This is a genomic window from Peribacillus sp. ACCC06369 (assembly GCF_030348945.1).
In the GTDB taxonomy this organism is placed as follows: Bacteria; Bacillota; Bacilli; order Bacillales; family DSM-1321; genus Peribacillus.
In genome coordinates this window covers 451,801-471,167 of sequence record NZ_JAUCEN010000002.1, presented here as the reverse complement: position 1 = coordinate 471,167, position 19,367 = coordinate 451,801, and the positions used below count along the sequence as shown (strand labels likewise).

20 protein-coding genes are annotated in these 19,367 nt (G+C 40.3%); 9 read left to right on the top strand and 11 right to left on the bottom strand.

What is annotated here, in order from left to right; genetic code table 11:
• From QUF78_RS03065 to QUF78_RS03055, 3 genes are all read left to right on the top strand, one after another.
• Window positions 1-486: a QueT transporter family protein gene (locus QUF78_RS03065; RefSeq protein ID WP_289323515.1), complete on the top strand. Its 486-nt coding sequence runs from the start codon at window positions 1-3 to the stop codon at window positions 484-486.
• Between the two features lie 120 nt (window positions 487-606).
• Entirely contained in the window at window positions 607-1,263 is a 657-nt protein-coding gene (locus QUF78_RS03060) for a TVP38/TMEM64 family protein (protein WP_289323514.1), read from the top strand.
• A 116-nt stretch (window positions 1,264-1,379) separates the two neighbouring features.
• Entirely contained in the window at window positions 1,380-3,005 is a 1,626-nt protein-coding gene (locus tag QUF78_RS03055; protein ID WP_289323513.1) for a PAS domain-containing sensor histidine kinase, read from the top strand.
• Between the two features lie 67 nt (window positions 3,006-3,072).
• Here the strand turns inward: QUF78_RS03055 and QUF78_RS03050 are convergent, their stop codons facing one another.
• Window positions 3,073-4,527 carry a cadherin-like beta sandwich domain-containing protein gene (locus QUF78_RS03050; RefSeq protein ID WP_289323512.1) on the bottom strand — a complete coding sequence of 485 codons (1,455 nt, stop codon included), beginning with the start codon at window positions 4,525-4,527 and terminating at the stop codon, window positions 3,073-3,075.
• 310 nt (window positions 4,528-4,837) lie between these two features.
• On the opposite strand from QUF78_RS03050, the gene QUF78_RS03045 reads away from it, so the two are divergent.
• Both QUF78_RS03045 and QUF78_RS03040 read left to right on the top strand, forming a co-directional pair.
• Window positions 4,838-6,472, top strand: coding sequence for a copper resistance CopC/CopD family protein (locus QUF78_RS03045; protein ID WP_289323511.1), 1,635 nt, complete (start codon window positions 4,838-4,840; stop codon window positions 6,470-6,472).
• An 18-nt stretch (window positions 6,473-6,490) separates the two neighbouring features.
• On the top strand, window positions 6,491-7,153 hold the full coding sequence (locus QUF78_RS03040; protein ID WP_289323510.1) for a YcnI family copper-binding membrane protein: 663 nt from the start codon (window positions 6,491-6,493) through the stop codon (window positions 7,151-7,153).
• A gap of 54 nt (window positions 7,154-7,207) precedes the next feature.
• Here the strand turns inward: QUF78_RS03040 and QUF78_RS03035 are convergent, their stop codons facing one another.
• From QUF78_RS03035 to QUF78_RS03015, 5 genes are all read right to left on the bottom strand, one after another.
• Window positions 7,208-8,206 (bottom strand): S8 family peptidase, encoded by a 999-nt coding sequence (locus QUF78_RS03035; RefSeq protein WP_289323509.1) that lies wholly within the window; start codon window positions 8,204-8,206, stop codon window positions 7,208-7,210.
• A gap of 334 nt (window positions 8,207-8,540) precedes the next feature.
• Window positions 8,541-9,047: an SEC-C metal-binding domain-containing protein gene (locus QUF78_RS03030; RefSeq protein ID WP_289323508.1), complete on the bottom strand. Its 507-nt coding sequence runs from the start codon at window positions 9,045-9,047 to the stop codon at window positions 8,541-8,543.
• Between the two features lie 194 nt (window positions 9,048-9,241).
• Complete coding sequence (locus QUF78_RS03025; protein ID WP_289323507.1) at window positions 9,242-9,811, bottom strand: nitroreductase family protein; 570 nt, start codon at window positions 9,809-9,811, stop codon at window positions 9,242-9,244.
• A gap of 11 nt (window positions 9,812-9,822) precedes the next feature.
• Window positions 9,823-10,995, bottom strand: coding sequence for a toxic anion resistance protein (locus tag QUF78_RS03020; protein WP_089362531.1), 1,173 nt, complete (start codon window positions 10,993-10,995; stop codon window positions 9,823-9,825).
• Window positions 10,992-11,648, bottom strand: a complete 657-nt coding sequence (locus QUF78_RS03015; RefSeq protein WP_289323506.1) for a 5-bromo-4-chloroindolyl phosphate hydrolysis family protein — start codon at window positions 11,646-11,648, stop codon at window positions 10,992-10,994. Before QUF78_RS03015 ends, QUF78_RS03020 begins: the two co-directional genes overlap by 4 nt.
• A 249-nt stretch (window positions 11,649-11,897) precedes the next feature.
• On the opposite strand from QUF78_RS03015, the gene QUF78_RS03010 reads away from it, so the two are divergent.
• Window positions 11,898-12,335: a coiled-coil domain-containing protein gene (locus tag QUF78_RS03010; protein WP_289323505.1), complete on the top strand. Its 438-nt coding sequence runs from the start codon at window positions 11,898-11,900 to the stop codon at window positions 12,333-12,335.
• Between the two features lie 208 nt (window positions 12,336-12,543).
• Here the strand turns inward: QUF78_RS03010 and QUF78_RS03005 are convergent, their stop codons facing one another.
• The 5 genes from QUF78_RS03005 to QUF78_RS02985 all read right to left on the bottom strand — a co-directional run bounded on the left by QUF78_RS03005 (window position 12,544) and on the right by QUF78_RS02985 (window position 17,236).
• Entirely contained in the window at window positions 12,544-12,681 is a 138-nt protein-coding gene (locus tag QUF78_RS03005) for a hypothetical protein (protein WP_289323504.1), read from the bottom strand.
• A gap of 393 nt (window positions 12,682-13,074) precedes the next feature.
• Entirely contained in the window at window positions 13,075-14,925 is a 1,851-nt protein-coding gene (locus tag QUF78_RS03000) for a zinc ribbon domain-containing protein (RefSeq protein WP_289323503.1), read from the bottom strand.
• 368 nt (window positions 14,926-15,293) lie between these two features.
• Window positions 15,294-15,521 carry a hypothetical protein gene (locus tag QUF78_RS02995; RefSeq protein ID WP_289323502.1) on the bottom strand — a complete coding sequence of 76 codons (228 nt, stop codon included), beginning with the start codon at window positions 15,519-15,521 and terminating at the stop codon, window positions 15,294-15,296.
• A gap of 45 nt (window positions 15,522-15,566) precedes the next feature.
• On the bottom strand, window positions 15,567-16,844 hold the full coding sequence (locus QUF78_RS02990) for an ammonium transporter (RefSeq protein WP_289323501.1): 1,278 nt from the start codon (window positions 16,842-16,844) through the stop codon (window positions 15,567-15,569).
• Window positions 16,841-17,236, bottom strand: a complete 396-nt coding sequence (locus tag QUF78_RS02985) for a hypothetical protein (RefSeq protein ID WP_289323500.1) — start codon at window positions 17,234-17,236, stop codon at window positions 16,841-16,843. The genes QUF78_RS02990 and QUF78_RS02985 overlap by 4 nt, the downstream gene beginning before the upstream one ends.
• Before the next feature lie 303 nt (window positions 17,237-17,539).
• On the opposite strand from QUF78_RS02985, the gene QUF78_RS02980 reads away from it, so the two are divergent.
• The 3 genes from QUF78_RS02980 (at window position 17,540) to QUF78_RS02970 (ending at window position 19,361) form a co-directional block, all read left to right on the top strand.
• Complete coding sequence (locus tag QUF78_RS02980) at window positions 17,540-17,743, top strand: DUF1657 domain-containing protein (RefSeq protein WP_057278507.1); 204 nt, start codon at window positions 17,540-17,542, stop codon at window positions 17,741-17,743.
• 170 nt (window positions 17,744-17,913) lie between these two features.
• Window positions 17,914-18,918: a stage V sporulation protein AD gene (spoVAD, locus tag QUF78_RS02975; protein ID WP_289323499.1), complete on the top strand. Its 1,005-nt coding sequence runs from the start codon at window positions 17,914-17,916 to the stop codon at window positions 18,916-18,918.
• Window positions 18,919-19,154: 236 nt separating this feature from the next.
• Window positions 19,155-19,361, top strand: coding sequence for a DUF1657 domain-containing protein (locus tag QUF78_RS02970; protein WP_076372773.1), 207 nt, complete (start codon window positions 19,155-19,157; stop codon window positions 19,359-19,361).
• The last annotated feature ends 6 nt before the right edge of the window (window positions 19,362-19,367 follow it).

Genomic DNA, 19,367 nt, shown 5'->3' with positions numbered 1-19,367 from the left:
ATGAATGTTCGTACACTCGTGATAAACGGGTTATTGGCTGCCTTGTATGTGGCGGTCTCATTGGTGTTTAAACCAATAGCTTTTGAGATGTTCCAATTTCGTGTACCGGAAATGTTGAACCATCTTATTGTATTCAATAAAAAATATATCTATGGTATTGTCGGCGGCGTCTTCATATCGAATCTGCTCTTTTCACCGATGGTTCCATATGATTTAATTTTTGGGGTGGGGCAATCCGTACTCGCCTTGCTGCTTGTCATTTTTGTTTCGCGGTTCATAAAAGGCATTAAAGGGCGGATGATCGCCACGATCATCTTTTTCACGTTCACAATGTTTTTAATTGCCATTGAACTGAACCTTGCCTTTGGCTTACCATTCTGGTTAAGCTGGATGACCACGGCTGTCGGTGAATTCGTTGTCCTCTTGATTGGCGCGCCAATCATTTATGGAATGAACAAAAGAATTCAGTTTGAAAAGTGGCTTTAAAGGAATCTTCGCTTCATGAACCCACTATAATGTAAAAGAGCTGTCTGCATCATGCGACAGCTCTTTTTTCACCAATTAACTTAAAAATGATAAACTATTAGTCAGAATGGTGGTGACCCTTTGAAAAAAGTCCTGACCTTAACCGGTCTACTGGTAATTGCATTATTTATTTTTTCAAATGCAGAATTATTTACTTTGATTTGGAAAAGTGACTTGGATTCAGTTATTAGCATATTGAAGGAAAACCTTTTGCTCACTTTTATTGTGACATTCGTATTGATGTTTGTCCAAAATTCATTTACAATCATCCCCTTAATTTTGCTTCTGACTATCAATGTAACGATATTCGGATTCATATATGGCTACCTATGGAGTTGGTTTACAAGTGTCGTTGCTTCAGGATTCATTTTTTATGCTGCAAGAAATTGGTTTCAGGAACTTCTCTTAAAGAAGATGGGGGAAAAATGGCAAAAAACTGTTGTGGAGCATGGCTTCATGTACGTGTTTACAGGCAGGATTTTCCCACTTATCCCAACAAGTTTAATTAACTTGGCTGCTGGAGTCAGCACCGTCACTTTCAAGGATTTTTTATTAGCGACGGCACTTGGCAACCTGATATACTTTTTCTTCCTATCGTTAATTCCATATGGACTCCTATCTGTTGAAATGAACCAATACACGCTAGTTGCACTCGCACTCCTCTTCTTATTATTTTTCATTATCTATAAGCGTGCAAAAAAGAAAAAGAACCTAACCTTATTCAGAAAAAATAGGTGACCCACATTGGTCCCTGTTTTTTTATTTAGGATTCTGCATATATTTTTTTCCGATAGTTTGTTAAAATGTGTATGTAATTTTACCTTTGAAATGTCTTAAAATCAGGGAGAATCTCCATGTCCAAACGCTCCATCTTAGCAATATATATCCTATCCGGGATTCTTACACTAGTCGTGTTCGACTTTTTTTTAACTACAAATATCCATAACAAAGAGGTCTTCATTCAACTTCAGAGAGTGGAAGGCATTGTTTTCCTTTTATCAATAGGCTTGATATTATTTCTTTATTTAGCTAAAAGGGAAGAATTCAAACAATTAAAAGAAGCGGAACAACGCCGGCGCACACTCATCAATTCAATGGTGGATTTCGTTAACTTCAAGGATGGTGATGGCCGATGGCTTGAGTCCAATACCTTCGGGCTACAATTATTTCAGTTGGAGCATGTAGATTATAAGGGAAAAAAAGACAGCGAACTCGCAGAATACTCCGAATTTTATAAAGAGTCGTTGATCTACTGTGAAGGTTCCGATGAAGAAACGTGGGTAAAAGGGGAAATTACAAGGTGTGAGGAAATCATCCCTCTTCCCGACGGCAATCACAAGACCTTTGATACGATTAAAGTTCCCCTGTTCAATGAGGATGGTTCACGAAAAGGCTTAGTAGTCATCGGCAGGGATATTTCTGAAAGGGTTGTCGCTGAGAATCAATTATTCGATAGTGAACAACGCTATAAATCATTGTTTGAACACAACCCTTATCCGATGCTGATGCTTGATTTAAATGGAATGATCACGACCGTAAATCCAAGGTTTGAAACGGTAACAGGCTTTCAACAGGAAGAAATACATGGAGCCTCATTCATTAAATTGAACTTTACTACAGAAGATGCGGAACTGATCCGTACATCTTGCCAATATGTCATCGAAAACCATAAGGGGATTAAGAAAGGGAAAGATATAGAATTCCTAACGAAGTACGGGAAGTCCATCTTACTTTCTTGTACGTTTGTCCCGATGATGGTTGGCGAGGATTTGGTCGGGATCATCACTTATGCTAAAGAAGTCACTCAAATTCGAGAAACCGAAGCACGCTTAAGAAGAACAGAAAAATTGTCGATAGTCGGCGAACTTGCCGCAAGTGTAGCCCACGAAGTACGAAACCCGTTGACTTCTTTAAAGGGTTTTGTCCAGCTACTTAAAAAGAGCGACCATCCCTATGAACAATACTACACGATTATGTTAAGTGAATTGGACCGGATCAATCTTATTGTAAGCGAGTTACTCGTTCTGGCAAAACCACAGGAACTTCCATTCAGCAAGCATCAAATCATCGAACTGATGAATGATGTCAAAACCTTGTTGAAACCAGAGGCGGACTCGTACCCCACCCAAATATCAATATCTGTAAAAAACGAAATACCGCTTCTATTATGTGAGGGAAACCAATTAAAACAAGTATTCATAAACATGCTCAAGAATTCAATGGAGGCATCCGCCGATCACATTTGGATTGATTTTGAGCGCAAGGACAATAACCTTTCCATTACCATCAAAGATAATGGAAGCGGAATAGAAAAAAAACGGTTAAAGCATCTTGGAGAACCTTTCTATTCCTCTAAAGAAAAAGGAACAGGGTTAGGATTGACAGTCAGCTGCCGAATCATTGAGGCGCATCGGGGAAAGGTCCACTTTAACAGCGAACCAAGCCATGGAACCGAGGTCCAAATTCTTTTGCCCATATAAATATAAATCGGAGGACAAGCCTTAATCTTGTCCTTTTTTTACGATTCAGAACCATCCCTTGATAAAATTAAAATAGAGAGGTGAAGAAATCCTTGATTTTCCCCCAGAATGACACGGACTCATCAGGTTGGTTCCCAATTATTCTCGGACCTCCAATCTTATTGGAAGTAACTGTATCCTCTTTTCCAGCTGTACTCATTTGCGTTGCCTCAACTTCCGCCTCTTTTGTTTTGATATCATCTACGGTTTCTTCCTCATCCATCTCCAAATCCATATCCTTTTCGAAAACAAGGACATAAGTACGGCGTTCCCCATCCTTTGAAACTGTAACTGAAATGGCCGTCTTCGCTTTATCCTTGATCTTCACTTTTTTACTGCTCTCACCGTCATATTCAATCTTGGCTCCGCTAGCACTTGTCGTTGCATTCATTTCGACTGAAGCAATATCATTATCGACCTCGATATGATATGTATGCTCATTCGAATCAAAAGGTTTGTTCCATACTCCGGATGATACTGTCAAATTGTTCAACACTGGGGCGTTATTGCCTTCTTGACTTAAAGAATCGGTTGACGGTACCTTCTCTACAGAATCCGTTTTCGGTTTCTGTGTTGAAATACTTTCAAGCTGCTGTGCTTTCGGTACTTGGCTGCCACTGCTTGGTTTTGGATTATTGGAGGATTCAGCAGTAGAAGTTAAAGATGATTTATTCCCCTTGTCGGAGGAAGGCAGAGCCTCACTTGCTCCTTTTGTGGGCTCCTTTTGAACTTCATCATCTTTAGGGGCATCTTTATCCTTCGATTCAGTTATCTTGGCTGCGGCCCGTGTAATCGTGAGCGTATATGTTTTTTCATCTCCATTTTCCGCTGTAACGATAATCCTCACTGTCGTCCTACCGATCGGAAGGGTAACCTTTACACCTGCGCTGGTTGCATCCTTTCCATTCACCTTTACTTTTGCGGTACTGTCACTCAATGTCGGGGCCACCGTAACGGACTTGACTTCATTTTCAACTGAAGCATTATAAGCTGTCACATTAGAATCGAATGTTAACGAGCCTTTTGATAATCCAATCGAAGTTAAAAGGTTATCATCACTTTCAAGTTTTTCGATCTTGACGGTATATGCAACCGTTTCATTTATTCCATCACTCACGGTGATTTCAAAAGTATTCATGCCGGTTTGAAGAGTTAAGTCCTTCACCTCACCATTTGTCAGTTTGACGCCATTCACATATATGGCTGCATTCTCATTGTAACTCTCTGCAATCAAGGTAATCTTTTCCACATCATTCCCCACTGTTGAACTATAGTCGTGTATACTCTCTGAAAATTTTTGATCCAGTACCAAACCTTCTATTTCTAACTTTGAAAGAATATTTACCGTTTGGGCCTCTTCCTGCAGAACAGAAGGACCCTCCGCAGCCTCTACCACGGGCATATAAGTGGATGCTCCTATCCCCACAAGGGAACCAACCAAAATCGCCTTCACACTTTTTTCTTTTAACCCCTTATTTAGCAAAGCCTATCCCCCCTATAATTCCTGTAAACATGATAGGGTCAGGTTACCAAATAAATCTTAATTATTTCTTAATGGGGTATATAGCTTGATTCTTTAGGTAAAAACTGAAGGGGTTACATACCAATTTTTACCACCGATTATTTTAATGGCTATTATGGTGGAAGCCAGACCAATCTAACCTTATTGTTATCACTTTTCTTGCGAACCTCTTAAATTGCCTTTAGATAACTAATTTATTTTCACTGTTTTTTCACATTTTCCTTTTATAATAAGCTTACATAACCTGATGAAAGGGTGATGGCACACCACGATGAAAAATTATTTATGGCTGGTATTCAGCCTATTCAGTTTGCTTTTATATCCAGCAATGGCTTCTGGTCATGCTACTGTAATAAGCTCTAATCCCAGCCCGAATGAAGCGATGGATACTCTTCCTGAAAAGATCAGCATTCAATTCAGTGAAAATATACAACCAGCTTTCCATTCGCTTGAGGTATTCAGCCAAGATGGGGATAAAATTAAAATTCAAGACAGTACAATCTCGGAACAAAGTGAAAAAATACTGGTAGCTAAGTGGAAAGGCACTATCGATGAAGGGATTTACTACATAAAATGGAGAGTGGTTTCTAGTGATGGTCACCCCATTGAAGGGACAATTCCCTTTCAATTCGGAGAATCAGCGGGTCTATCAGACCAAGAAAATTCCGATGTGAATGCAGGTTTTCCGAATTTCATCAACGTTTTCCTGCAAAGTCTTCAATACATATGCTTCGCAGCCCTAACCGGAATCCTTTTTTTCCAATTATCGTTAATGAAGGATTCCCGCCTTTTTGAAGCCAGCCGAAGAGCCAGTCTATACCTTTGGCTTTCATATGCAGGTTTAGCATTTTCCATTTTCTTCAGTCTGCCTTTAAAGGTGACGATTGACGCTGGCGTAGGTTGGACCGATGCATTTAATGTGAGTTATATAAAAGAAGTATTGAATGCTACAAACTTTGGAACCATCTGGATCGTTGAAATTCTAATGTTGCTTCTTCTGTTTTTAGTGATTTATTTCATGCTCGAAAACTCACTGATTAAATCACTCCCTTTCGTTACTATCATAATAATAGCCGGCTTGATGGTTTGTAAGGCTTTAACTGGACATACGGCAGCCGTCCCTAATCAGGTTCTGGCCGTTTTGATGGACTTCCTCCATTTATTGTCCATGGCTTTATGGCTCGGCGGACTTATGGCCTTATTGGTGATTTTACCTGGGCTTGCTGATCGGCAGCCAGTCCAAGAAGATAAGAAAACATATTACTGGTCAATCATTCAAAGGTTTTCCAGATGGTCGTTCCTGTTTGTAATCATACTGATTGTTAGCGGGATATATAGCAGCTTACAGCATGTGCCGACTATCCATTCATTGATAAACACGACATATGGACAATTGTTACTTGCGAAAATTGGTCTCATGTTGGTCATGATCGTTTTCGGGGGCTTTCATTTTCTCAGAGGGAAAAAGCAAACGAAAAAACTTGGTTATAGTGTGGGAATGGAGTTTGGTTTAGGAATCATCATACTTCTCGTTGCAGCTCTATTGACAAATGTCCAAACTGCCATGTCTTCTCCCGGGCCAATAGAGAAAACCTTACAGACTGACGAAAATAATGAGATCACATTAATGGTGACTCCCAATGAAGTCGGGGATAACCTAATTCAAGTAGATCTATCCAATGGCGGCAAGCCGATTGCTGAAATAGAACAGCTTACAATCACCATGCAGCCAGTCGATACGCCAGGCGGTGAAATAAAGCTGCAAATGCAGGAAAAAAATAAAGGTACATTTACATCAAAGTCTATATTAACCATGCCAGGAAAGTGGAATATCCATGTTCACGGATTAACCGAAAGCCTGGATTCAATCAATGTTGATTTTACAATTTTAATAGGGAATTCATAACAGGAGGGATTTATAAAAATGAAAAACATTTCAAAGCTACTTATATCCACATTTGCTGCATTATTCATTTTCTCCGGTTCGGCGAATGCACACGTTACAGTCAAACCTAGTTCATCTGCACCTGAGGCATGGGAAACTTATACACTCAAAGTGCCCGTTGAAAAAGAAACTGCCACTACAAAGGTGACTTTAAAAGTACCTGAAGGGATTACTTTTGAAAGCTATCAGCCTGTACCAGGATGGAAAGTGACAACCGAAGGTGACAAAGATGGGCATGTAAAAACGGTAACTTGGGCAGCAACTGATGCAGGAATATCCGCTGGACAATTCCAGCAGTTCTCATTCGTTGCCCAAAATCCCAAAGAAGAAACGAATGTGGCCTGGGATGCATTTCAATATTACGAAGATGGTGAAATTGTCGAATGGAGTGGTGATGAAGGCTCAGAACTCCCGCATTCTGTAACGGAAATTTCAGTTGCGCCAAAGGCAGATGCAGAATCTACGGACCATGGTCACAAAGATGCAGATGACACTAATGATTCCAAGACAACTGACAATTCAAAGGATTCCGTAACAACAGAAGATGATAGCAATCAAACGCTAATCATCACTCTGGCTGTCATATCACTAATTCTTTCCATTGTAGCGCTTTTTGCAGCTCTAAGGAAAAACAAAAAATAATCATTACATGATGGAAGGTGCCCCATATTTCTCCCGGGGCACCTTTTTTCACTTCTAATATTCCATGACCACCGATTTACTCGGTAACTTAAGGTTTTCTGATTCTATGGTAATCTTAATGGATTTTTCAATTCTTTGTTCCCCTATCGTTAAGTTAAGCATTCCATTTCCCTGTGCTTTTTTGCTGATTCCCAGATCTTCGGTATTTTTCACTAACTGTGCGTATAATTCCGCTTCAGTTAACTTACGGTCAAACTCCTTTTCAGCAATCACTTTCAAGAGCGCTGCTGCACCGCTTACATGAGGCGTAGCCATTGACGTTCCGCTCAGCCTCGCATACTTATTCCCTGGATACGTAGAGAGAATATCGACCCCTGGCGCCACCAAGTCAATCTCATCATTTGTATTTGAAAAATCCGCTAAATTCCTGCTTAAATCCACAGCTCCGACTTCCACTACTTCGGGATATGCTCCTGGATAATCCAATTCATCCGTTTCATGACGCCCATCACCACTATTTCCAGCTGCGCAAACAACAAGGATATCGTTCTGAAGGGCCTTTTGAATGAGTTTATGTTCAGCCTCATCCGGAGGACCGCCAAGTGAAAGTGAAATAACTGAAACCTTTTCTTCATTAGGTCCCCGCCAATTGATTGCATACTCTAAAGCTCCATTAATCCAATCTATTTCGCCTTGTCCCTGACCATTTAATGCCTTTAACGCTAATATGCTTGCTTTCGGAGCCACTCCCACTACACCAGCATTATTAATGGCAGCCAAAACCGTACCGCTCACGTGTGTCCCATGTCCGTTATCATCTTGAAAATCCCCGGTATTGGTAAAATCCTTTCCACCGATGATTCTTTCTTTGAGGTCTGGATGCCCCTTATCAATGCCTGTATCGATGACGGCAATTACCACGCCCTCACCATAATTGCTTTTTTCCCAAATTGCCGGGGCTTTCACAAGCTCGACACCCTCAGGAATCTTCTCTTTCACCGCATCCATTACTTCTAGAACTTTGTAAGGTATTAATCTTTTTTCTCTTGTCATTTGATTACCCCTTCCTTCGTTCAAAGTTAAACTGCCATCAGTGTGGGGATTTGCATCCCGTCTGGCTGCCGTCTACCGTTGAAAGAGATGAGATCAAAAAACTCTTCTCTCTTATATATACCAGATTTTTGAAAATAAAAAAGAAGTTTTCTGAAAATTCCGTCTAAATAACTACTTTTTATTTCTTTTTCAGTTACTATCTGGTACCCTTATTATAGAACAAGTGTTCCTATATTTCCACATTTTTTTAATTATTGCACAATTCATTTCTCAGCTTAGCGCTTGTTCAAATAAAAAAAGAAGCGACTCTTAATCGAGTCAGCTTCCATGAATGTTAAGCTGCACCGCAGCATTTTTTGTATTTTTTCCCGCTTCCGCATGGACAAGGTTCGTTTCTTCCGATTACCGGTTCCGTATGGACATGCGGCATTTTAGCTGCCTTCGCACTTTCCATGATAATTTGCGTGCCTTTTTCCTTCATTTGCTGATAGCGCTGTTTAAATAACTCCATTACATCTTTACTGTACTTTAACGTATCTTCCGCGATATCCATTGCCTTTTGCTTGGAAATATTATAATCCTCCAGGGCAAATTGATTATCCCTGAAAGAAACCCTCACTCCAAAATGCTGTCCTGCCTGTTTATTGCTCTTGAGCTCCTCTACGAATTCAAGGTATACTTCCTGGCAATCACAAGTCTGATGCATGCAATAATAATCATATATCCAATATGTTTTATCTTCATACTTACTCTTTAATGCAATTCCATCCTCAACGCCAAAAACATCCAAATATTTAATCGCTTTTCCATCGAGTATCTCAAATGGATCAATCGTCCTCATCTATAGACACATCCTAATTCATCAAAATTTATTCTTCCTATGTATTGTACAACCTAATTCATCAATCGTCACTTGAAACGAAGTCTGCCTAGGACAAATCCCATTCGTTAAAACAGATATAAGAAATCTTATTGAAGGCAAAAAAAACAGTTGCAGCAGTGTGTTTGCACTGCTGCAACTGCCCCCTTAATTTTTCACCCGATCCATGTGGTCAATTCATCAATCGGTGTTTTCTTAGCAGGTTTCGGCTCCATGTCAGGATAGCCCAAATATATGAAGGCCAATACTTCTCCCTTTGAGGATAATTTGAAAAATTCCCGGACCTTTTCATGATATGTTATTTTCCCCGTTCTCCATACTGCACCCAAACCTAGGGAATGTGCAGCTAGAAGCATGTTTTGGATGGCACTGTTCACTGCCGCATATTCCTCTGAAACGAGGACATTATTCTTATCACTAGGCTCTATGCCCACTGCAATGATGACTGGAGCCCTTAAGGGATTCTTTTTTTGTCTTTCGAGCTTGCTGATTAGACTTTCCGGAGTATCATCAGCATTTTCGATTCTTGTTATTTCTTCGAAGACCTGCCCAAGTTTATTTCTTCCTTCTCCTGTCAATACAAAAAAGCGCCAAGGCTCCGTTCGGTGATGATTAGGTGCATATGTTCCAGCTTCGATGATTTGTTCGATCATTTCTTTCGGTATCGGATCTTGCTTAACGATTCCAATGCTTCTTCTCGTTTTTATAGCCTCGATAGTTTCCACGTTATCTCCCCTTATCCCTTTATCTCCAATAGTTTCTGTTTCAGTTCATTTTCCATTGACGCCAATTCCTGCTCGGCTTGTCGGCGTTTATGCCTGCCTTCTTCCTGAATCCGCATGGTTTCCTCAAGCGTGGAAATCAAGTTGGCTTGAGTATTTTTTAATGTTTCGATATCGACAAGTCCCCGCTCATTTTCTTTAGCCGTTTCAATGGTATTCGTTTTCAGCATCTCAGAGTTCTTCAGTAACAAGTCATTTGTAGTCTTGGAAACCTGCTTTTGCGCTTCTACAGCATGCCTTTGCCTGATTAGGGTCAGTGCAATCGCAACCTGATTTTTCCAAAGAGGAATGGCCGTCATGATCGAAGATTGTATTTTCTCGACTAGTGCCTGATTCGTGTTTTGAATCAGCCTGATTTGCGGTGCGCTTTGAATCGTGATTTCACGACTCAATTTCAAATCATGAAGCCTTTTATCCAACCGTTCAGCAAATTGGCGCATATCATTGACTTCTTGAAACTTCATTTGATCATTGCTTAATTCAGCGGACTTCCTTAGCTCCGGAATCGTTTTCTCATGGATTTCTTCGAGTTTTATTTCCCCTGCTGCAATATAGACATTCAACGCCTGAAAATATTCCTTATTCGTTTCATATAGCTTTTCAAGGATTACGATATCCGATAACAGGATATTCTTGCTCCGATCTAGTTTTACACTGATTCGATCAATCTGGGCCCCAGTTTTCTGATACTTGGAGAGCACCTCCTGTACAGATCCCGAGAGCTTCCCGAACATACGCGCAAAAAAAGAGGGCTTATCCGGTTTAAGCTCATCCGGACTCAGCTCGTTTAACTTCTTCATTAAATCACTGATAATGTTGCCTACTTCACCCACATCTTTTTTCTGGACATGCTCAAGCATGGAATTAGAAAAGGTCAGGAGTTTTGATTGGGCGGGTGTACCGTAGGATATCATTGCCTGATGATTCGTTGGGTCGATTTGTTCGGCAAGCTGATAAGCCTTTGCCCTGTTCTCTTCAGGAATGACATCAATCAGTTTTACTGGTTTCGCTTCCTGGGAAGATACTTTCTCCAGCTCCTGCACCCCATCAAATGGATTGGCTAAAAGATCATCGATCAAACTGGCATTATTCGTTTTATTCAACAGGTTTGGATCATTGTTATTCATTTTAACCTCCTGCTTTCATCAATTACTTGTGACTCTTTTCCAGTGTTAATGGATTGCTTAGCAACATCCAATTCGAAGTTAAGGTTATCGATATCATCGGCAATCACTTTATATAAATCTTTTTCTATCGTTTTAGTGAGTTCCTTTAAGGTTTTACGAGTTTCCGTTAAGGAAAGTTCGAGTTCCTTATTCTTTTTTGGCTGCTGTGATAAAAAAACATATTTCTCTGCGAGTTCCGTAGCCGAATCCAGATGCGAGTAATAAAATTGCTCCGCCTGGTAAAACCGCTTCGGTTCTTTTTTCGTCAGACTATATATTTTCCTGATCATTTTAATCATATCCTTCCTCTGTTTAAAAGAAGAGATATGCCTGACCGAGATGAGTGCCTTTTGCACCCGCCATATCTTTGGTTTTGCCTCAATTAAATTTTTCTTTATATATTGGTATTCTTTTCTCGTCAATTCATGTTTTTTTAGGAATCGCGAGGAAAAATAAACGGAACTTAGCCAGTATGCAAGCACCCCTCCTGCTAAAGATATGACAACAGACAGGACAAACGGTTGATTCAATACGAAATAGCTAATCAACCAAACCGGAAAAACCATTGGAAATGCAATCAATATCGGAACAGTATCAGCAAGAAATCGATTCATTATCATTACACTCCTGACTTACACTCTTTTCTATATATACGGATTATCATTGAGATTGGTTTCAAGATGGATAAAAGAATTTCTCCTATCCTAAACGATATAGGAACAGGATGGTTTCTGCAAATTTATTGAAATTTTTTCTGCAGACTACCTCTTCTTCCCACTGTTATGGGCTAACGCCTATTCACTTCACCGGAACTTACATAAGTTATAACGTATCCATCCCGATTTTAAAAAGGAGAGTTGACTATGAATTCATACGGATTTTATCCTTTTCCACACCAAAATGGAAATCACCAGTACTTTCAGTCTAATTATAACCCATATTTCCAACAGCCTGAACGATTTGAATATGTGCCACAGCAAGATTGGGACCTTCAGCAGGTTCAAGAAAATTCATATGGCCAAGTGCCTGACCAGTTCGATGTTGAAAGGCAGCCTCAACAACTCGAAAGAAGGGTCCGGGAACTTGAGCGGCAAAATGAGCGTCAAACGAGGGAACTCAGTCGGCAGAACCAAGAAATTACGCGGATAAATAGGGAAGTGAACCGCGTTAACCAGGAAATCACCAGGCTAAGTCAAGCGGACCAGCGACATACGAATAGGTTAAACAGGCTTAATCAAAGACTTCGGGCAGTGGAAAGAAACCTAAACATCCCCTTCTCTGCAACAGATGATGGTTTTTAATGGAGGAAATGGCAGGAGCTCATTATGGGCTCCCGCTTTTTTTATGCGCAATGCTTTTATCAAAGCCTGTTTTAATCAGTAAAATCCAGTACATGAGATTTAATCAAACGATTGATTAGATTTTTAAAGGTTCAATAAACACCCTTTTCTAAATTACTTAAACTGATTAATCACTCCTCAAAACCATCCTCGGTTTCCCTTAACAGCCCTACCCACATCCTCCATGGCTATAAGTTTTAATAGCCGCTATAAAAGCCATTTTTACGAAAGCGCGTGTACCCTTGAATTTCAGTACACCATTTTGAAGAATACCGATTCGGTCATAGAGTTTTATGATTTCACTCATATCATGTGTCATATACAGAATTGCATTTCCTTGCCTTGCAATTCCTTTTTACATATTGATTAATTTAAAGTTTGGATTGAGGATCGATACCCACGGTCGGTTAGTCGAACAAAAGGATATCAGCTTCATGTATCAAGAAACCGCGATATTAAGTTTACCTTTCTTCCCCAAAAGCTAGATAACCTGGAGCTGAACTGCATCACATAACTCCATAAGCCTTTCCTTGGAATGACCGCCACATTATATGGGAGAACCTTGCTTTCTTCTTTAAAAACGTAGTTACGAATTACTGATGAGCCCAATAAAAAGAAAATAGGAAACAGCCACATTCCTGCGGCTGCTTTCCTATTTCCCACTAGTACTTTTAAATAAAAGGAAGTAAAAACACCCTGTCTACAACTTATCTTTCGTATCTTCATCTTCTAAATCATAATAACCATCATAACTAGCCTCATCATAGATATCGAACTGATAAACATCTTCTGGCACCAGTCCGTATTTAACACCTAGCTCCATCAAATTGATTCCTACTTCTTCCTGAATTCGATACATTTCATCTTCAGTAATGTTCACTAAGCTTAAGCCTCCTCCAGAATCAGGTTTCAAATCCGGCATTTCCAGTTTGTCTTTTAGTTTCGTTTTGTAATCCACCTTTAATGTGACCGTACCTGAGTCCCATTCATCTGCTAAACCAAGCTTTAATTCGAATTTGCCGTTAGAATAGTCTTTCTTTAAGTTAAGGTCATTCGTTTGTTTAAAGGTCCCTTTAAAAGCGGAAGGCATATTCGTGAAGTCGCCGCCGACGAAGTTAAGATTGAAATCTCTTTTGATTTTTTGCTTACCACCCTGTTCTCCGGCAATATCACTCTTCATCGAAAACTTGATTTCCACAAGCTCCTCATACTCTTCTAACTTATAAGAGGCATTAAGATTCTCTTTCCGAGTATCTTTTTTAATGGTCACATCATTTGTAATCCGGAACATAAGCTTTGGTTCCTCATCTTTTTCTGGAGTAAGTGCCACGCTAAATTCTTCGGTTTTCCGATCTTTGCCATATGGAACGTTTTTGCTCCTCAATTTCATGTTGACTTGGTTCTTACTGCCTCCAAAAGCAGTTGTTACTTTACGATCGATTATTTGCTCATCCTTATTAATAATCAATGTAGAAGAAAATCCTTTAGAAAAACGGAAACCCTTCGTTTCTTGCTTAGCAGCTTTTAAACCGTCCAACAATTGCCGTTTCAATTCTTTAGCATCAGGACTCCCAGCCTTTGACACCTTTTGTACCCTAGTGACTATCATGTTATGAAGCTTTTCATCTTTTATTAAATGGTCCATGAAATCATTTACTAGGTTTTTAGTTTCCGAAGAAGATAGTTTAAGCGTCACTTCCCTTACCTTCATCGTTTCGCCTTCACGTTTAAACTCCACCCCTTTTTTCATCTTAAAGTTTTCACCATCCAAATTGTCCAACAGGAACGCCCCATATCGTTTTTGGATGTATTCCTGTTCTTTCTCCGTCAATTTCAAGTCTTGCCATTCAAGATCGGATACTTCCAAGGTTTCAGTGCCAGCATATGATGGATCGATCATCCGCATGAACTCACCATATTCATCAATATTTAAATATAAGAATTTCTCATATAAGATCGGCACCTTCAAACCGAGTCGATCCTTGGTTTGGAACATTTCTACATCCAATGCCCTTTCCTTATCGACATTCAAAGCTAATTTATAATAACCTTGATTGCTTATTGGATCCTGTTCTGTTTTGGCAGTAAGAGATGCCTGGTTAAATGATTCTTGAATCATTTCCAGGTCTTGTTCATTCGATAATGAATCCATTTCGACTTTTCCGCTTAGAGTCATCTCCGAACTTGAAGGTTCCTTCATCATTTTCTCTTGGAATTCAATTGTATCGCCATATTTATCGACCCACCCTTCTTTGGAACTCTGATATGTTTTATATTCAGAAAGAAGATACAGCTCTTTCGGGGATTTATGAAGAATAATAGCTGCGGCTGCACTCGAAAACATGATAAAGGCCAATATTGCAGTAATGATTAACGTTCTTTGCTTGAATTGCCTTTTGGTAGACCTTTCCTCGAATAGTTCTTGCCTCACCTCGGAAGCAGCGGGTTCCTTTTTTGTTATTTGTTCTTCACCCACAACAGGAGCGCCACATGATGGGCAAAATCGAGAGTCCTCGTTCAAAGGATTGCCACAAGATTTACAATTTTTCATTTTTTATGTCTCTCCCTTTTGTTACTCGTTACACCTTTTACATGCATTAAATAAGTACAACCACGAAAAAATCACGTTCCTTGAAAAACCTAGGTTTTTACACCAAACCTCTTCTTTTCTGACAATTTTGAATATCAGTTTTTCAATTTCTCACCTCAATCCATTCATTGTTAGCCTTATAGATCAACCAACTACGCGTAAGTTTCCTTACGCCCTCTGTATAAGTATGTAAATGATTCATGAGATAGTATCACAAAAATCCCTTAAATAAATAGTGCGCCTCCCTGCCGTTTTAAGAGACAGATATTCCATTATGAAAAAAACAAAAAAAAGAACGGGAGTAAGCTTCCACTCCCGTTCTTTCTCGATTACAACATTATCTCTTTCAACTTTTCGTTTCTTGATTCCTGTTCCTCAGAGGTAGATAAGTCATACTTCTTCAATAGATGAAAAAGTTCATTCAGTGTTTCCTGCGAATTCGCTTTTTCCAGATAACGATCTAATGTTTGACTCAAAACCGTTGGTAAAAATGCCTGTTGACTCTCGAATTTCAACCTGACATCTTGCTTCGAATGATTAAGATTGCATGTACCCATATAAAATTCACCTCTCACTTGATTCTACCATGAGTATTATAGACATTACCTTTTCAATTCTTCATCCTGCTTATAGTAGTCCTCTACCTTGATGAACTCCGGCGAGGTATGTGTGGCCATGATGCCATGATAACTGATATCCAACCCGAGTTCTTCTTCTTCTTCAGTGGACCTTATAGGAAGCCAAACATTTATAACTTTAAAAACAAGCCATGTTAATGAAAAGCCCCAGATGCATAACACCACTAATCCTAATGTTTGAACACCGAGCAAATGCCATCCCCCACCTGCAAACAATCCGTTTTCAGTGGAGAAAATCCCTACCGCTATCGTACCCCACATGCCTGATGCCGCATGAACAGGAAAGGCGCCAACCGGATCATCGATTTTTCGGGCTTCCAACCAATTTGTCGCAGCTAACATAAGCATTCCAGAAACTGCTCCAATCAGTATCGCCGCCAAATCACTAACGAATGCACAGCCTGCTGTAATCCCGACAAGACCTGCAAGTGAACCATTGATGACGGAAGGTGCATCCGAGCGTCCATATCTAAATAGTGTATAAAGCAAGGTCGCCGCTCCCCCTGATGCAGCTGAGAGCATCGTGACAATGGCAATATGGCCAATTCGTCCATCTGTAGCCTGCAAGGTGCTTCCTGCATTAAACCCAAACCAGCCAAACCATAAAAGGAATGCCCCAACGGATGCCAACGGGAGATTACTTGGCAGCGAAATGGAACTGACCCCCCGTGCAGTGAATTTACCTGCTCTCGGCCCGATTACAATGGCAGCTGCAAGTGCAGAAAAACCGCCTAGCGCATGAATGACCGCCGACCCTGCGAAGTCCTGCATGCCCAACCGGCTTAACCAGCCACCACCCCATACCCAGTGACCAGCAATCGGATAGATGAATGCCGTCATCATTACCACAAAAATAAGATACGCCCGAAAATTAATCCTTTCCGCAACTGCTCCCGAAACGATGGAAATAACGGCGATGACGAATGCCCCTTGAAATAACCAAAATGCATCCATGGAAATCGTAAGGTCAATGTGCGATAAATCACCTTTTAGCAGAAAGCCGCTGGCTCCGATGATTCCAAAAACATCCATTCCATACATTAAGCCAAAACCAACGACGAAATAGCAAAGCGTTCCGATCGTGATATCGGCAAAAACCTTCATGATGATATTCACATTATTCTTCGTACGGACGAACCCTGCCTCCAATAAGGCAAACCCGCCCTCCATTAAGAGAATCATGGCTGCTGTAAGTACCACCCATATCGTATCCAAGCCAGCGTTTAACGTTTCAAGTGTCATCTTGGTGTTCCCTCCACTTTCTGCCAGGCCATTATTTCGTTAATGATGTCTGATGGTAAATTCAATTCCCGTTTTTCCGGTTCTTCTTCAAGTAAACGGATCACTTCATTTAAAAAGGCGACCTTCTGTTTTATCATCTCAATTTTTTTATATCTATCTTTAACATTCACCAAATGCTCAACGGCCTGGTGATGACTTGGAGCACGCCCTGTAAAAAAACGTTTAAATGGTGATAGGGATTGATACCAAGCTTCCTCAGCTCTTCGTTTTTGCTCATATTTATGTATTTTACTTTTGATCGCTTCAATTTCCGATTCCTGTTTGCTTTTATGAAATAGCAGTCCTTTTATCACTTCTTCAGATGAAATTTCAAAAACAACTCTACTATACAAATCGTCCCTAATATAAATGTCATATCACCTCACGTAATTGCGTTATGTTTTCTATAATTATATTAATAATTCTGAATTCAGTCAATAATTAATCAATAAAAACGATTTGTACTACATGATTTTTACAATGCTTTTGCCTGTTCCCTTTCAATTAATCAAACGTTTGATTAATTGAATGAGCTAGTTAAACTCTTGATTTGAAAAAGAATTTAATGCGCTTCATTTCCTAGAGAAATTTGGAAGGTATAGATACTCATTTTTTCCTTACTCTAATAGGGCAGTTACAAACTAGGAGGTTCATATATGACAGTAATAAACGATGTCAAAACAACTATAGCAGGGCTGAAAAGCGCTCAAGCGAGCTTTGAAACCTTCGCCCTTTCCACAGATAATGAGCAAGCCAAACAACTATACCAACAAGCTGCCCAACAAACACAAACGATTGTGGACAGCATCACCCCTCGCATTGAAGAGATTCAAAACGAGGAACCTCAATATAAACAATAATCATTCATATAAAAAAGGTTGGTTAAAACAACCAGCCTTTTTTTATATCTTTCAATCCATAAGGGGAATAAATTTTCATTTCTTTTTCTATACCATCGTTTTTAAATGTTATTCCTTGGTTTAATCACAGCACTGGTACTGACAATACTCATACAATGGGGTGGTTTATAATGCTTACGGGGCATCGCACTTGGGTGTTTGATCAAAAGCCTGTCATCGTCTCCACAGGAACCGTTGGCGGTCCATTTGAAGCAGACGGTTTGCTTGCGGATGATTTCGATCTTCTCCATTCCGATTTATGGATAAATCAAGATACTTATGAAAAGGCACATAAAGTCTTATTGGAAGAAGCGAGTACAAAAGCAATCGAAAAGGCGGGTCTTCAGAAGGAACAGATTCAATTTTTCCTTGGAGGCGACCTTATCAATCAAATAACCCCTACGAGTTTTGCCTGTCGTACACTGGGAACACCTTATCTTGGCTTATTTGGTGCTTGCTCCACCTCCATGGAGGGACTGGCTCTTGGTGCATACCTTGTCAATACCAAAGGGGCAGATTACTTATTGACAGGAGCATCAAGTCATAACGCCGCAGTAGAAAAGCAATTTCGCTACCCAACTGAATACGGAGGGCAAAAACCTCCAACAGCCCAATGGACCGTTACAGGGGCAGGAGTGGCATTATTAAGTAGCGCCGGGGAAGGCCCAAGGGTCACTTCAGCTACGATAGGCCGTGTCATCGATATGGGATTGACTGACCCTTTCAATATGGGAGGCGCCATGGCCCCGGCCGCTGTGGATACGATTGAAGCCCATTTAAGAGAACGGAACCTAGACCCATCCTATTATGATTTAATAGTGACCGGGGATTTAGGAAAGATTGGACATGAAGTTTCTCTGGAATTATTTAAGAAACATGGTACTCCGATTAAAGAGGAGCAATATAAAGATTGCGGTTTAATGATATACAGGGATGGTCAACCTGTCCTGTCCGGGGCAAGTGGCCCTGGATGTTCCGCAACTGTTGTTTATGGTCATTTGTTAAATCGCATGAAAAAGGGAGAGATAAAACGATTGCTCGTCGTGGCTACCGGTGCCTTGTTATCTCCCCTATCCTTTCAACAAAGTGAGACGATTCCATGCATTGCCCATGCCGTATCGATTGAATATGAGTGAATGACAACCATGATTCACTCGTGTAATCTGGTCATATAAGGGTTGAAGTGCCTGCTCATTCGGATGAACATTCGCGGCTGCGGACATTGTTTTCGGGAGCGTTAACGGATGCGGAAAAGCATGGATTGATCGGTTGTTGTCACTGGCACGATTGAAGTAACCAGTGCCAGGAAAAACAGCCTCGGAGTATTACAAGCCATTATATTTAGATCCAAAGGATAAGGAGGATCCCTTGTATGACGATAGCTTCAAATGTAAAACAATGTGTCTCTAGCCTTAAAGGAGTTGAAGCAGGTTTATCCAGCTTAGCACTCCGGACTCAAGATGATGAATCTAAACGCATCTTGCATGAAACGATGCTGGTGGTGAATGAAGTTATGAAGGATGTACAGAAGCGTGTGGGAGAATTAGAACGGGAAGAACCACAATATAAAGGTTTTTAAATATAC